Raw genomic sequence first — 15,493 nt, forward strand, 5'->3', positions numbered from 1 at the left:
CACCACGCGTCCAGGGCAGGTCCACGGGCAGGTGCGCGTGATAGGACAGATCCAGATCCGCCAGCTCGGCCGGCAGATCCTGCTCATCATATTCCAGACAACCCTGGGTTTCGAGGAGCATGAACCCGACTTCCCGGACCATGGCCGCCAAAACAACGCAATTGGGGCCAACCCGGTCCGGAATGACACAGGACGGTGCGGCCAAACGAAACAAAGGCGTCAAAACAAGCTCAACTGGCGTTCGCCACGCCGTACCCGGGATTTGAGCGCTGTCTTGTGGATCAATGCGAGCGGCAGCCGGGACAAAAAGGAGGAGGGCCCGAGCCGGAGGCTCTTGCCAAAAATTTTGCGTCCAGCGCAATGACTCAAAAAAAGAAGACGCTTGGCCCTGGTCAGACCGACATAAAACAGGCGCAGCTCTTCGTCCGGATCGGCCGTGCTTCCGGCGGTCGCGTTCAGAAGGGCGTCCATGCCGGCGAAAGGCAGAATTCCCTCCTCCAGGCCGGGCAGAAAGACCGCCTCGAATTCCAGTCCCTTGGCCGCGTGCAACGTCATGATCTGCACCTTTTGAGCCTTGGAGCGGACCTCTCCGAGATCCGTTTCCAGCTGGACCATGTTCAGCACCTCGCGCCAGCCACCCAGGGCACGGAATGATTTTTCCAATTCCACGAAAGCCCTGGTTGTCCAAAAAACGCGGTCAAAAGGCGCGGTTTCGGCCAAATGGACGGCCATGGCCCTGGGACCGTCCCGAACGACCTCTTCCGGGCACGGGGGCAGATCGGCGCCTCCGGTGTCCGGCATTCCAAGCATGTTCGAAGCCAAACGCAGCAGCAAAACAACACGGTCATCCAGAAAAAAGGCTTCGGATTCGGGCGCGGACACCGGAATGCCCGCGTTTTGCAAGGCCCGTTCAAGCGGACCGACAAGGGCCTTGAAACGGACCAACACGGCGATGTCACCGGGCCCCATGGTTTGGGGACCGCCCAAGTCGGCTTGCCAATGACCCGTGCCGCCCACCAGTTCGCGCACCCGCCCGGCCACCCAGGACGCTTCCTGGTCTCCGGTCTGAGCCTCGAACAGGGCCAGGGAGGCGGGCAGGCTTTTCCGGGCGACCAGCGCATCCCGACCCGGAAACAAGGCCCCGCTCACGGTCAAAATATCCTGGGCCGAGCGGTAATTCTCGATCAGGCGAATGCGCCGTGTCTCGGGCCAGCGTTCCAGCAAACGTGCCTCCACGTCCCGAACCGCGCCCCGAAAGGCATAAATCGCCTGATCCGGATCGCCGATGGCGAAAAATCCGCGCCCGTTCTCCGGGGCCAAGGCCAGGACCAGATCCAGCTGCATGGGCGAAAGATCCTGGACTTCGTCCACCAGCACATGATCGTGCTCCGAAACATGACCGGCCCATTTGACCCGCTTGGCCCAGAATTCGAGCAAATCGGTGTAGTCCACCAGATTCCACAAGGTCTTTTGCTCCTGATAGCGGCGGGTGGCGTCGTCCGGAACGGCGACTCCGGCCTCCCTGGCCAGGGCCTGTTCGGTCCAGGCCGTTTTCAGGGCCTTGCCCCGCAGGTGCGGGTTGGCCACGGCAAAAACCCGACGGGCGCTTTCCTCGGACAGCAGGGTCGGAGCCTGGCCCCTGGCCGAGGTCCACTGATCCAGGGCCAGGGCGTGCAGGGTGTCCGCCCTGGGCAGGACGCCATCCGGACAGAGCCGGGCCAGACGCTGATGAAGTTCACGGGCCGCGCGGCGGGTAAAGGTCACGACAAGCATGCGGCCAGGATCAACGCCCTGATCGAGCAGATGGCGCACCCTGGCCATGAGGGTGTGCGTTTTGCCCGTGCCGGGGCCGGCCAGGACCAGAACCGGACCAGGGCCAGCCAGGACGGCCGCGCGCTGGGCTTCGTTGGGTTCTGTCGGCGCGTCCTCGGATACCGCGGCCGCCGTGGGCCGGACAGCCACGCGCCAGTCCTGGTCCGCCTTGGGCTGGATTCCACAACCGGGCACGGCCAACACGCGGCCGTGCCGCAATTCGAGCAGTTCCTCCGGGGTGAACATGCGGATGCGCCCATATTCCCCATCATAGCCGGATTCGCGGTGGACAAGGCCCTGGCGCATGCGCCGCACGGCCTCGGCCACGAGGCGGGAAGAACGACGCAGGGCCTCGGGCGGAACGGTGCGGACAATGTCCAGTTCCGAACCGAACTCACGCAGCAGCTGGGTGTACATGGCCGTGACTTTCTTGGAACCCGGCCCAACCCCCAGAATTTCGCCCAAGACTTCCGGGAGCGGCACCAGGGAGACAAATCCGGGCTGATGGGCCGGCCGCTGGGGAACCTGCCGGTCGGCCAGCTCGAAAACGCGATTGAGAACGCCAATGGTCAGGGGCTTGCCGCACACCGGACAAATTCCGTTATAGGTGGCCGTTTCCCGTGGCTCCAGAAACACGCCGCATTTACGGTGCCCATCGAGATGGTATTTTCCTTCCTCGGGATAAAACTCCACGGTTCCGGCGAACCGGGTCGGTCCCTCTTCGCGGCGCAGGGCCAGGCGCATCCCGGTGTAGGACTTCTCCCCGGAAAACACATTGACCTCCCTGGCCAGCTTTTCGCCGGAATGGGCGTCGGAATTGGAGACCAGGGTGAAACGGTCCAGGGCGCTCCACAACCAATTCATTTCCGGATCCGAGGACAGGCCTGTTTCCAGGGCGAAAATTTCCGAGGCCAGATCTCCAAAGCATTCCTCGATGCTGTCAAACCCGGATTTGGAGCCGAACAGGGAAAACCACGGCGTCCAAACATGGGCCGGCACGAGAAAGGCTTCCTCGTGGGTTTCCAGCACCATTTCCAGCAGATCGCGGGCATCGAGGCCCAGAATGGGACGGCCGTCGGAAGCCAGATTGCCGACTTGGGCCAGCTTGCGGTTCAGGCGTTCGACCGCGTCCAGGTTCGGCATGAAGACCAAGTTGTGATTTTTACGGACCTTGCCGTCTTTTTTATAGATGGAGCTGATTTCCGTGCAAAGCACGAAACGGGCCGAACCGGTCAGCTCACGGGTCAGCCAGGGCAATTCCGCGTTCAGCCCGGCCGTGTCCCCAAGACGGAACAGTCCGCCCTCGTCCTCGACCAGCTCCGCCCGGATCAGCTCCATCCATCCCGGATGGGTGAAATCGCCCGTGGCCAGCACGTCCACGCCCTTGACCTCGGCCCAGGCGGCCAGATGGCGCGGGGTCAGGTGCTTGCTCGTGGCTCTGGAAAACTTGGAATGAATATGCAGATCGGCGGTATAGGTCGTCACAAAGTATCCTTGTCCGAATGCTGTTCCGGAGTCTGCCGGATCAGGGAGACCCTGGTTCCGGTCTGATCGCTGTCAACGTCGATAAAGGCCTCGTTCTGGGCGGCCAAACGCTGGGCAATGGACATGCCCAACCCCGTGCCCACCGCCTTGGAGGTGACAAAGGGATCGAAACAGCGAACCAGGATTTCCGGCGGAATGCCCGGTCCATTGTCGGCGATGACAATCCGTCGGCGCCCGCCTTCGGTCACGTCGGAAATGGTGATTTTGGCATTGTCCCGGCCGTCCAGGGCCTGAAAGGCGTTGACGCACAAATTGAGGACGATTTGGTGAAAATGGTCGCGGTCGAACAACAGGGGCTCGGTTCCGACGCGAACCTCGAGGCCCACGCCGGGGTGGCGCAGCTTCAACGGCATGAGCACCTGCTCCATCTCCCCGGCCAGATCCAAGGCGATGGGCGCGGCGGATCTGGGTCTGGCGAATACCAGGAAATCCTTGAGTAAAAAATCCAGGCGGTCGATGTCGCGGACGATGACGGCCGAAAGCCGCCGGGCCTGATCCGCCTCCAGGTCTCCGCCCAGCAAAAGTTGCAGGCTGGTCTTGATCCCGGCCAGGGGATTTTTCAATTCATGGGCCAAACCTGCGGCCAACTCTCCGACCGTGGCCATTTTTTCCATGTCCTGAACCCGTTTTTCCAAGGCGCGGATTTCGGTGATATCCGAAAAAAGGACCAGCCATCCATGCGCCTCGGGAAGTTCCGTGAGCTTGAACCCGAAAACGATTTTCCGTTCCGGGCTGGCCACCGTGTCGCGGAGCGCGCGCTGCCCGTCCTTGTTCGTCCAGCAGGGCACGAATTCCGGAAAAAACCGTCCGAAAAACTGGTTCAGGACCTTGCCCCGGTCTTCCTCGTCGATCCATCGCAAGGCCCGTCTGTTGATGGTCGTGATCCGGCCGGCGTGATCCAGGGTCATCAATCCGGAATCCATCCAATCCACGATGCGGAAACGCAATTCCTCGGCCCGGCGCAAGGCCGCCTGCTGCTCCAGAACCGTGGACGCCAGCCTGTTCTCTTCTCTTTTTCCGACCACGACCAAGGCGGCCACCAAGAACACGGCCAACGTGAACAGACTATAACTGTAGGCGATGTCCGATCCCCGGATGTGCTCCTCCCCCCACAAATACGGCCAGTAAAACTGCACGCAGGAAATGCCGAAAAGAATCAGGCAGAGCAGGCCAACTGTCGCCACGATTACCTTGAACTGTAAAAACTTCCCGTAAAAAAAAATAGTTAGGATATATATGAACAAAAAAACACTGAGAATGCCACCCGTCAAAAAAACCCAGGTCGTGGTCAGGACGACATCGAAGGCGAGCTGAAAATGGAAAAAAAAGCCTTGGCGGAGCAAAACATTCTGCCACAACAAATAGGACAGGTTGCATCCAAACCCGACCAGGAAAAAAACAACATACAGGATTTGTCGCCAGGGCTTGAAGCGCAGTTCCGGATCGGAAAGCCCCAGCCATTCGGAAGCGGCCAGAATAAGAAGAAAGACCATGATCCCGAGACGGATCATGGACGATTTGACAAGGTAAGACTTCAGGACGGACGAAAAGGCCGAAACCGCGTTATTGTCCACAGTCCCTGGTGTCTCCCTGAAGTTTTTCGATGGCGTGCCCAAGGGCCGGCAGGATGGCGCCCAGATTTTCCCGCACGGCCTTGGGGCTGCCCGGCAGGTTGACGACCACGGCATCCCCCATGGTTCCGGCCACGGCTCGGGAAATCATGCCATGCGGGGTCTTGGCCACGGACACCGCGGTCATGACCCGTTCAAATCCCGGCAAGCGTCTGTCCAGCAAGGCCAGGGTCACCTCGGGAGTGATATCGCGCGGCCCGACACCGGTTCCGCCGGTGGTGAAGACCATGTCGAAGGCGTGGCCAAGACAGAACTCGACCAGGGTTTCCTTGAGGAGCAGTGGCTCGTCGGGAATGATCACGCCCGTGGCCAGGCAAAGATCCATGGCCGTGGCCACGGTGTCGCGAATGGCCGGACCGCTCAGGTCTTCCCGTTCCCCACGCGCTCCCTTGTCGCTCAGGGTGATCCAGGCCAGGGAAAACCCGGACCGCTCCAGAACGCATTCCCGTTCCCCGGCCGCGAACTCCCCGGAGAGCACCCTGCCCGTCCAGGCCGGACACAGGCAGCCCTGGGCGGGCAGGCGCAGACGGTTGACCAGCTGGATCCGTCCGGCCTCGCCAGCGAGGATATCGCCGCTACGGAGCCTGGATGAATCCTGGATCACTCCGCCAGCCAAAACATGCTCCACGCCCACGGTCAGCAAAACGTCTCCCCGCATTCCATCCCTTGAACACACCCTCGGCATACGCCCTCCCGTAAAAATTCAGCCAACGCCTACCAAAGCCAGCACGGCTTGTCACCACGCGCCCCGACGGGGAATGTTCCCCTTTTCAGACCACAAAAGGCCATCATCGCGGACCACGCCGTCTTTTTCAAAAAGGCGCCAACCGCTGCAATTTTCATTTTTTCTTCTTTTATTCCAGATTATTGCCCTATAAAAAAACACCTGTGCAAAACATTGTTCGCAAGATGTTCTCCTGTTCCCATCTCGTGTCCGCATTCGGGAATCTGTTCCCGGACGTGCTTCAAGGTTACTCCAGGATACTCAAAAATAGATCCTTATTCTGGCATGTTACGCCACATAGACACAAACCTTCAGCCCTAATAATATCCAACAATTCTCATATATTCTTTCTATTGGAAAAACGATTGGCATTGTCCCGGATTTCCCGAGATTGAACTCACCGCCCAAGTCCAGTAGAAAGACTGCTTTCCAAAAAGAATCCAACTATTTCAACATCTCCGATATAAATCCCAGGAAAGCGAGGAATCCATGGACGTTATGACCATACCGGCCGATTTGCCCGATGTCGTGCTCAATCCCAATGCCGAGGTGGTGCTCAAGAAACGCTACCTGCGCAAAGGCCCCGACGGGAAGCCCGTTGAAACCCCGAAGGAAATGTTCTGGCGGGTGGCCGCGAACATCGCCGCCATGGAAGCCAATTATCCCGAATCCCCATGGACGGTGGAGAAGCTGGCCCGGACCTTCTACACACTCATGGTCGAAAATGATTTTCTTCCCAACTCGCCGACCCTGATGAACGCCGGTACGGAGCTGGGGCAGCTAGCGGCCTGTTTCGTCCTGCCCGTGGGCGATTCCATGGACGAAATTTTCGACGCCGTGAAAAGCGCGGCCCTGATCCACAAGTCCGGCGGCGGCACGGGTTTTTCCTTCACCCGTCTGCGTCCCAAGGACAGCCGGGTGGGATCCACGGGCGGAGTGGCCTCGGGCCCCATTTCGTTTCTGAAAATTTTCAACACGGCCACGGAGCAGGTCAAACAGGGCGGCACCCGGCGCGGGGCCAACATGGGGATTTTGCGGATCGATCATCCGGACATTCTGGAATTCATCCGGGCCAAGGAACACGAGGGGGATCTGAACAATTTCAATCTGTCCGTGGCCCTGACCGAGGGCTTCATGGAAGCCGTGGAGCGGAACGAGGAATACCCCCTTGTCACTCCGCACACCAAGGAAGTGATCCAGACCCTGCCCGCGCGTCAGGTTTTCGAGCTTCTGGTGCGCAAGGCCTGGGAAAGCGGCGATCCGGGCATCATTTTTCTGGACCGCATCAACCGCGACAATCCAAATCCGGATCAGGGCGAAATCGAAAGCACCAATCCGTGCGGTGAGCAGCCTCTTTTGCCCTACGAGGCATGCAACCTGGGTTCCATCAATCTGGCCCGATTCGTGGGCGTCAAGGACGGCAAGCCCGGTGTGGATTGGGATCGGCTGCGGCAGGTCATTCATCTTGGCGTGCGTTTCCTGGACAATGTCATCGACGCCTCGGCCTACCCCCTGCCGCGCATCACCGAAACCGTGCGCCGCAACCGGAAGATCGGCCTGGGCATCATGGGTTGGGCGGACATGCTGTATCAGCTTGGATTGCCCTATAACAGCAGCCAGGCCACGCTGCTTGCGGACCAGATGATGGAATTCTTGCAGATCGAATCCAAATCCGCGTCCAAGGATCTGGCCAGGGAACGCGGGCCGTTCCCCTCCTTTCCGACGTCGATCTATCCGGCGCAGAACCTCGGACCCTACCGCAACGCCACCACCTCGACCATCGCGCCCACGGGAACCCTGTCCATCATCGCCGGGTGTTCCTCGGGCATCGAGCCCCTTTTCGCCCTGTGCTTCGTGCGCCAGGTCATGGACGGTGAAAAGCTGACCGAGGCCAACGGTCATTTTGTGCGGGCCCTGCGCGATCACGGGTGTTATTCGGAAAAACTCATGGCCGAGGTCATCGACAAGGGCACGATCCAGGACATGGACTTTTTGCCGGAACATCTGCGCGATGTCTTTGTCACCGCCATGGACATCGATCCCCAGTGGCATCTGAAGATGCAGGCCGCCTTTCAGAAACACACGGACAATGCCGTGTCCAAGACCGTGAATCTGCCCAATTCGGCCACCCAGGAGGACATCTATAAAATTTACTGGATGGCCTACGAGGAGGGCTGCAAGGGCGTGACCGTGTATCGCGACGGCTGCAAGAGCATCCAGGTGCTGTGCACCGGCAGCGGCTCCGGAAGCGGGGAGAAAAAGGATGATCGCCGTCCCATGGACCGGCCGGATGTTGTCCATGGCTTCACCCAGAAGGTCCGCACCGGTCTGGGGGATCTGTATCTGACCGTGAACGAGATCGACGGCCGGCCGTTCGAGGTCTTTGCCACCATCGGCCGTTCCGGTCGGTCCATCACGGCCAAGGCCGAGGCCATCGGCCGTCTGGTGTCCCTGGCCCTGCGCTCGGGCGTGCATGTGCGCGAGATTGTCAAGCAGCTCAAGGGAATCGGTGGCGAACATCCGGTCTTCCAAAAAAAGGGCATGCTTCTGTCCATTCCGGACGCCGTGGGCTGGGTGTTGGAAAACCGGTATCTGCAAGGCCACGCGCCGCATCCGCACGACAAGTCCCTGGTCAAGGCCCTGTGTCCGGAATGCGACGGCGAACTGGTTTTTCAGGAGGGGTGCTTTGTCTGCCCGAGTTGCGGATACACCAAGTGCGGCTGATGCCCTGATATTCACGGTGCGGACGTTGGGGTCCGCGCCGTGTTCCCATCCAGCCCTCCAGGACGCGTCATGACGATATCGACCTCCCTTCAGTCCGACCTTGGGCAATTTCTCAAGTCAATGATGGCCATTCTGGCCAGCAGGTCCATGAGTCTGGCCCAAAAGCTGGACAACGGTGGTCGCCTGATCCAACAGCGGGTACGCGCCGGCCAGTCCTCGGTCATGCTTTATGACGAGGAAATCCAGCAGCTCAAGGTCGTGGCCGCGAGCCGCGAAGAAATCGTGGGCATGACCCAGGTTCTTTCTCCGGACAGCGTTTCCGGCTACGTCTGCACGACCGGGGAAGCCCTGCTTATCGCGGACATCGCCGCAGACTGTCGTTTTCCGTGTCGGACCTCGGCCTACCGGACCACGTCCCTGATTTCCGTGCCCCTGCTGTGCGGCGAGGGAAGCGTCATCGGAGTCATCAATGTTTCGGACAAGGACGGTGGCGGTCCGTTCAAAAAAAGCGATCTGGACGTGATGCTCGAATACGCGGGCTGGATCACGCCCCTTATCGAGACCCTGTGTGTTCAGGACCGGCTGGAAAAAGAAAAGGAGCGCTATCGGGAGCTGGCCCAGGAACTGGAAACCAAGCGGCAGGAGCTGCTCATCGCCTCCACCGAGCGGACCGAACTGGTGCAAATGGTTGTCCATGATTTCAAAAGTCCGCTCTCGGCCGTGATTTCGAACATGGATCTCCTGTCGTTTCTGGGTCCCAGTGAATCCCAGCAACCAATCATCGAAACAGCCTTCAAGGGGGCGTCCAAGCTTTTGGAAATGATCGATGAATTTTTGCACCTGGCCCGACTCGACGAATGGCAGGAGCGGGGCGCCGAACCCCGGCCCGTGGATCTTTTGGGGCTGATCCGGGCCGAGGTCGAAACCCAATCGCCCGTGGCCCAGAGCCGGAATATCCGGATCGAAAACACATGCGCCCTGGATTCCTTTGTTTGGGGCGACGAGGTGCTCTTTGGGCATCTGATCCAGAATTTGATTTCCAATGCCGTCAAATACACGTCCGAAAACGGACGGATCAGACTGGGCATGGAAACCTGGCGGTCCCGCCGGACCGGCGATCCCAGCCAGACCGTGCTCAAGTTTTTTGTCGAGGACGACGGCCCGGGCATCGAGGATGCCTTCAAGGAGCGAATTTTCGAGAAATTCACCCGTACCGACAAGTCCCGCGAAAGCGGGGTCAAGGGCACGGGCGTGGGCCTTTTTATCTGTCGCAAAATCGTGACCATGTTCAAGGGCAAGATCTGGGTGGAAGACGTCGTGCCCCATGGCAGCCGGTTCAGTGTTATTTTTTTCGTGGCCGAGGAAGATAATGGATAAAAATATCAGCGTATTGGTTGTCGAAGATATTTTGTCCGCGCGCGAAACGGTGATTCATTTGCTGCGGGCCCTGGGGTTTTCCTCCTTCGTCGAGGCCGAGAACGGAGCCGAGGCCCTGGATAAGCTCGACCGGCATCCGGTCGGACTGATTATTTCCGATTGGAACATGCCCCGCCTGAACGGACTGGGGTTGCTGCGCGCCGTGCGGGCCAGGGAGTCCGTGAAGCAGGTTCCGTTTGTCTTTCTGACCTCCCGCACCGAAGTCGAGGACGTGGCCCTGGCTTCGGATCTCGGCGTGTCCGGCTATCTGATCAAGCCCGTGACCATCAAGGCCATGGCCGAAGTAGTGAATCGGATTTTTTCCCGGACCTTCGAGCAGGACTTCGAGATGCTCAAGGCGGAAGTCCGGACCCATCTCGAAGCCGGCGATCCAGCCATGGCCGAGGAGCTGCTGCGTCGTTTCGAGCAATTGCACCCGGCCAAGCGAGCCCAGATTCGTTTCGAACTGGCCAAGATGCTCATGGACGCCAAGGATTTCGATCGGGCCGAAGTCTGTTTGCGCGGAATACTTGAAACCACCCCCCTGTTCGCCAAGGGCTGGGAAATGCTGGCCCGGGTCAAATCCTGGCAGGCCATGTGGGACGAGGCGCTGCTGGCCGTGGATCAGGCCATCGCCATCAGCCCCAACAACACCGACTATCACTTGCTGCGCGGCACGGTGAATTTGCATCGGGGAGACATGCACGAGGCGCGCAAGCGTTTCATGACCGCCCTCAATATCGATCGCAAGAACGACCAGATCAAACAGGACATCTGGAACGCCTACGTGGATTTGGATCTGGTGGACGAAGTGCAGCGGGAGTTTGGATCGTATATTTTTTCTTCCCTGAATTGCGACACCCTGAACAACATGGCCGTGGCGTATCGTCGCCAGGGCGAATTGGGTCGAGCCGTGGAGATTTACCGGGCGGCCCTGGTCAGGGAACCCGACAATCCGAAAATTCTGTTCAACGCGGCCGTTGCCTATATGAACCGCAAGCAGTACGCCAAGGCCCGTGATCTATTGCTGCACGCTCTTGGCAATGATCCGGAATTCGAAAAGGCCAAGGCCCTTTTGGTCCAGATAGACGCGGCCATGAAGCCCAAGACGGAGAACGGAGGCGCGAAGTGATCACTATTTCCCGATTGACCCATGCCTTTGGCCGGCATCTGGCCTTGAAGGACGTGACCTTCAGCATGAATCCGGGGGAATTTGTTTTTTTGTGCGGTCCATCCGGCGCGGGCAAGACCACGTTCATGCGCATCCTGCATGGCTCCCTGCCCGTGCAACGGGGCAGGGCGGGCGTGGCCGGATACGATTTGAACAGCCTCGGGGAAAGCAGGAAACATCTCTTGCGACGGGATGTGAGCGTGGTTTTCCAGGATTTCAAGATTCTGACCAACCAGACCGTGTTCGCCAATGTCGAATTACCCCTCAAGGTCCGGGGACTTGCCAGGCATATCGTCGACAAGCGCGTCCGGGCCGTGCTGCGCAGTCTGCATCTGGACCACAAGTCCGGGGTGTTGTGCGAGGAATTGTCCGGCGGCGAGCAACAGCGCGTGGCCGTGGCCCGGGCCATCGTGGTCAAGCCCAAACTTCTCCTGGCCGACGAGCCCACCGGTAATCTGGACCGGGATCTGTCCATGCGCATGATGGATATTTTCCAACAGTTCCACAAATTCGGCACCTCGATCATGATCGCCACCCACAATCAGGAAATTTTGGAGCGCATGGCCGATGTCCGCATCGTGGCCATCGAGGATGGGGTCATGCGCGAGGTGCGCGGGGCCGGGCGGAGGTGCTGATGGGTGTTTTTTTCCGATTGTTTTTTCAGGGCATCCGGGATCTTTTTCGGACGCCCTGGTCCCTGTGCATGACCCTGGCCGCCATCACCCTGGTTTCCTTTTTGGGTGGAGCGTTTTTGCTTTTGGTGCACAACCTCAATCTGCAGATCGAAGCCCGGCACGGCAATGTTCAGTTTCAGGTTTTTTGGCGTCCGGACGCGACCCAGGCCGAAACCAAGGAGGCGTGGGCCAAGCTGTCTTCCCTGGACCACGTGACCAATGTGCGGGTCTTTACTCCGGACCAGGCCCTGGACGTGCTCGGTGAATCCTTCCAGGGCGGCGTCGATTTGGACTGGCTCAAGGGGCGCAGCCCCTTGCCGCCCACGGCCCTGGTCGAATGCGACATGCCGGCCACGGATCAAAAGAAGTGGGCCGCCGGCATGGTTAGGACGCTCCAGTCCCTGCCCAAGGTGGACAAGGTCGGCTTCAATCCCTTGCAGGTGGATATTCTGTCATCCTGGGTCGGATTCGCCAAAATGGCCTTTTGGCCGGTGAGCGGGTTTTTGCTGGTGGTCGTGGCCCTGGTGGTCGGCAACACCATCAAGCTGGCCCTTTTGGTCCGCCAGGAGGAACTGGAAATTTTGCGTTTTGTCGGGGCCAGCCGGTCCTATATCCAGTTTCCGCTGCTGGTTGGCGGCGCGTTTCAGGGTTTTTTGGCCTCGGCCGTGGCCCTGGGATTTCTGAAACTGGCCCAGCACGGTCTGCATGATGTTTTCAACGTCCCACCATTGTGGATCACTGTTTCCTTTTTTCCCGCAACCCACGCCCTGGCCATGGTTGGCGTGTTGACCCTGGTTGGAGTGGTCAGCTCCAAGGTCGCCCTGCGCAACTAAACAGAAAGGATACTCCCATGTCTCGTAGTGATAAGATGCTCAAAGGATTGGAAAGGGCACCGCATCGGTCCCTGCTTTTCGCTCTCGGCATGACCCGCGAGGAAATGAACCGGCCGCTTATCGGCGTGGTCAACTCCGCCAATGAAATCATCCCCGGCCATATGCACCTGGACACCATTGCCCAGGCCGTGAAGGACGGCATCCGCATGGCTGGCGGCACGCCCATGGAATTTCCGACCATCGGTGTCTGCGACGGTCTGGCCATGAGCCATGAGGGCATGCGCATGAGCCTGCCCAGCCGTGAACTCATCGCCGATTCCATCGAAATTTCGGCCACGGCCGTACCTTTTGACGGTCTGGTTTTTATTCCCAACTGCGACAAGATCGTACCCGGCATGCTCATGGCCATGCTCCGCCTGAACATTCCGTCCATCGTCGTCAGCGGCGGTCCCATGCTGCCCGGCAAGCTCGACGGCCAGGCGGTGGATCTGATCACGGTCTTCGAGGGCGTGGGCCGGGTCAAAACCGGAGCCATGACCGAGGCCGAGCTTGAAATCATGGAGGAATGCGCCTGTCCGGGCTGCGGGTCGTGCGCGGGCATGTTCACGGCCAATTCCATGAACTGTCTGTCCGAGGCCATTGGTCTGGCCCTGCCCGGCAATGGCACCATTCCGGCACCGACCAGCGCCCGGCTCCGGCTGGCCAAGCATGCCGGCATGCAGGTCATGAGTCTGGTGGAAAAAAATATCCGGCCGCGCGATATCGTCACGGCCAAGAGCGTGGCCAACGCCGTGACCGTGGACATGGCCCTGGGCTGTTCCACCAATACCGTGCTTCATCTGCCGGCCGTGTTCCGCGAGGCCGAATTGGATCTGACTCTGGATATTTTTGACGAAATCAGCCGCAAGACGCCGAATCTGTGCCGGCTGTCCCCGGCCGGGCCGCACCACATCGCCGATTTGGACGAAGCCGGCGGCATCCCGGCGGTCATGGCCGAGCTGGCCGCCAACGGGCGGATCAATACCGACGTCCTGACCGTGACCGGCAAGACCCTGGGCGAGAACCTCGCGGCCCTGAAACCCCGCATTCTGCGTCCGGAAGTGGTCCGAACCGTGGCCGAACCCTATTCCCAGCAGGGTGGCATCGCCATTTTGAAGGGCAATCTGGCCCTGGACGGAGCCGTGGTCAAACAGTCGGCCGTTGCCCCGGAGATGATGCAGCGCACGGGCACGGCCCGCGTCTTCGAGGGCGAGGAATCTGCTGTCGAGGCCATTCTCGGCGGCAAGATCAAGGCCGGTGATGTGGTTGTCATCCGCAATGAAGGTCCCATCGGCGGTCCCGGCATGCGTGAGATGCTCACGCCGACCTCGGCCATTTCCGGTCTGGGCCTGGGCGGAGAGGTGGCGCTGCTCACGGACGGCCGTTTCAGCGGCGGCACGCGCGGCGCGGCCATAGGTCACATCAGTCCGGAAGCGGCCGAGGGCGGGCTCATCGGCCTTGTCCAGGACGGGGACAAAATCAAAATCGACATCCCGGCCCGGACCATCGAACTTGTGGTGGACGAGGCCGAACTGGCCGCGCGTCGGGCGAATTGGAAGCCGTTCGCCAAGGAAATCAAATCCTCCATCCTGCGCCGTTACAGCCGCATGGCGTCCTCGGCGGCCAAGGGCGCGGTGACCAAGATCTAATGTCCTGGGATTCCACGGAAAGCGCCCGGCGCTATGATCAGTGGGCCAGAACCTCCCAAGGCGTCTTTGCCCTGCGGCAGGAAGAACATCTGCTGCAGGGCCTGATCGCGCCCTGGCCGAGGCGCAAGCAAAAGCTTCTGGACATTGGATGTGGTGCCGGGCTTTTTTTGGATTTTTTTTGGTCCTGTGGTTTCGACCTCACGGGCCTGGACCAAAATCCGGACCTGCTGGCCCGGGCCAGGGATAAGATGGGCGGCCGGGTGGACCTGCATTTGGGCCGGGCCGACCATCTTCCCTTTGATGATCGCGAGTTCGATTACGCGTCCATCATGACCGTGCTCGAATTCATGGACGATCCGGGAGCGGTGCTGCGCGAGGCGGCGCGGGTGGCGCGCAAGGGAATCTTGATCACTTTTCTGAATCGTTCCTCGCTCCACGGCTGGTCGGCGCGGTTGTCCTCGAAAACATCATTCCCGGCCCCGGCGCGTTGGTTCACCTGGACCGGGATGCGTCAGCTGCTCCAAAAAAATATTCCCGCCGGCTTTATCCAAGCCAGGTCCATCCTGCTTGGTCCGGCCGCGACCTGGAAGCCCATTCCCCTGATTTGGCGTCTGAACAGCCTGCCCCTTTTTCCCAGCCTCGGCGCCCTGACGGCGGTCCGCGTCGACATGACTCCGCCCCGCGCCCAAACCCCGCTCATGGCCTGGAACACAGAACCCACGATGTAACGAAAAAGCGCCCGCCGGAAGACGGGCGCTTGTGTGCATGTGTGTTTCTGGTTTTGTCGCGCCGTGTTTTTTACGCATAATGATAGCGGCACGCGATAATCACCAAATTCTCGCCGTCCACGCAATAGATCAATCGGTTTGTCTGATCGATCCTGCGGGACCAGAAACCGGTCAGGTTTTCCTTGAGCGGCTCGGGCTTTCCGATGCCATGAAAGGGATCACGCATGCAGTCACGGATCAGGATATTGATCCTTTTCACGGTCTTTCGATCCTGATTTTGCCAGTACTGGTAGTCCTCCCAGGCGGCCAGGGTCCAACTCAGACGGCTAGGCATCGTCCAAACCGCGTTCCACGGTCTTGCCTTGTCGGTATTCTTCGATGGAGTTGGCCAGATGGGCGGCGTTTGCGGGAGAACTCAGCAAATACACTGTTTCCATCAGGCTGTTGAATGTGTTCAGGGACATAACCACTGCGTCCGGTGCGTCCCGTCTGGAAATTATCGTATAGTCCGCGTCTTCCACGACTTGATCGATCACGGCTTTCAGGC

Annotated in this window: 13 protein-coding genes; 7 read left to right on the top strand and 6 right to left on the bottom strand. The window is 59.8% G+C overall.

Features of this window, described 5'->3' with window-relative positions:
* From EOL86_06315 to EOL86_06330, 4 genes are all read right to left on the bottom strand, one after another.
* On the bottom strand, positions 1-223 hold a 223-nt coding region (locus EOL86_06315), incomplete at its 3' end, for a hypothetical protein (GenBank protein NCD25188.1).
* Positions 220-3,297: a DNA helicase UvrD gene (locus tag EOL86_06320; protein NCD25189.1), complete on the bottom strand. Its 3,078-nt coding sequence runs from the start codon at positions 3,295-3,297 to the stop codon at positions 220-222. The genes EOL86_06315 and EOL86_06320, both read right to left, overlap by 4 nt.
* Positions 3,294-4,931, bottom strand: coding sequence for a hypothetical protein (locus EOL86_06325; GenBank protein NCD25190.1), 1,638 nt, complete (start codon positions 4,929-4,931; stop codon positions 3,294-3,296). Before EOL86_06325 ends, EOL86_06320 begins: the two co-directional genes overlap by 4 nt.
* The gene (locus EOL86_06330; protein ID NCD25191.1) at positions 4,921-5,673 is read right to left on the bottom strand and encodes a MogA/MoaB family molybdenum cofactor biosynthesis protein; all 753 of its coding nucleotides are present in this window, start codon (positions 5,671-5,673) and stop codon (positions 4,921-4,923) included. Before EOL86_06330 ends, EOL86_06325 begins: the two co-directional genes overlap by 11 nt.
* 528 nt (positions 5,674-6,201) lie before the next feature.
* Here EOL86_06330 and EOL86_06335 point away from each other — a divergent pair.
* The 7 genes from EOL86_06335 to EOL86_06365 all read left to right on the top strand — a co-directional run bounded on the left by EOL86_06335 (position 6,202) and on the right by EOL86_06365 (position 14,946).
* Entirely contained in the window at positions 6,202-8,436 is a 2,235-nt protein-coding gene (locus tag EOL86_06335; GenBank protein ID NCD25192.1) for a vitamin B12-dependent ribonucleotide reductase, read from the top strand.
* Between the two features lie 69 nt (positions 8,437-8,505).
* The gene (locus EOL86_06340) at positions 8,506-9,813 is read left to right on the top strand and encodes a GAF domain-containing sensor histidine kinase (GenBank protein NCD25193.1); all 1,308 of its coding nucleotides are present in this window, start codon (positions 8,506-8,508) and stop codon (positions 9,811-9,813) included.
* On the top strand, positions 9,761-10,984 hold the full coding sequence (locus EOL86_06345) for a tetratricopeptide repeat protein (protein ID NCD25194.1): 1,224 nt from the start codon (positions 9,761-9,763) through the stop codon (positions 10,982-10,984). The genes EOL86_06340 and EOL86_06345 overlap by 53 nt, the downstream gene beginning before the upstream one ends.
* Positions 10,981-11,658: an ATP-binding cassette domain-containing protein gene (locus EOL86_06350; GenBank protein NCD25195.1), complete on the top strand. Its 678-nt coding sequence runs from the start codon at positions 10,981-10,983 to the stop codon at positions 11,656-11,658. Before EOL86_06345 ends, EOL86_06350 begins: the two co-directional genes overlap by 4 nt.
* On the top strand, positions 11,658-12,530 hold the full coding sequence (locus tag EOL86_06355; GenBank protein NCD25196.1) for an FtsX-like permease family protein: 873 nt from the start codon (positions 11,658-11,660) through the stop codon (positions 12,528-12,530). Before EOL86_06350 ends, EOL86_06355 begins: the two co-directional genes overlap by 1 nt.
* A gap of 17 nt (positions 12,531-12,547) precedes the next feature.
* Positions 12,548-14,218, top strand: a complete 1,671-nt coding sequence (ilvD, locus tag EOL86_06360; GenBank protein ID NCD25197.1) for a dihydroxy-acid dehydratase — start codon at positions 12,548-12,550, stop codon at positions 14,216-14,218.
* Positions 14,218-14,946 carry a class I SAM-dependent methyltransferase gene (locus EOL86_06365; GenBank protein NCD25198.1) on the top strand — a complete coding sequence of 243 codons (729 nt, stop codon included), beginning with the start codon at positions 14,218-14,220 and terminating at the stop codon, positions 14,944-14,946. Before ilvD ends, EOL86_06365 begins: the two co-directional genes overlap by 1 nt.
* Before the next feature lie 70 nt (positions 14,947-15,016).
* Here the strand turns inward: EOL86_06365 and EOL86_06370 are convergent, their stop codons facing one another.
* Positions 15,017-15,280 carry a Txe/YoeB family addiction module toxin gene (locus EOL86_06370; GenBank protein NCD25199.1) on the bottom strand — a complete coding sequence of 88 codons (264 nt, stop codon included), beginning with the start codon at positions 15,278-15,280 and terminating at the stop codon, positions 15,017-15,019.
* Positions 15,273-15,493 (bottom strand): type II toxin-antitoxin system prevent-host-death family antitoxin (locus tag EOL86_06375; GenBank protein ID NCD25200.1); only part of this gene is annotated, 221 nt, incomplete at its 5' end. The genes EOL86_06370 and EOL86_06375, both read right to left, overlap by 8 nt.

This window comes from Deltaproteobacteria bacterium (assembly GCA_009930495.1).
GTDB lineage: Bacteria > Desulfobacterota > Desulfovibrionia > Desulfovibrionales > Desulfomicrobiaceae > Desulfomicrobium.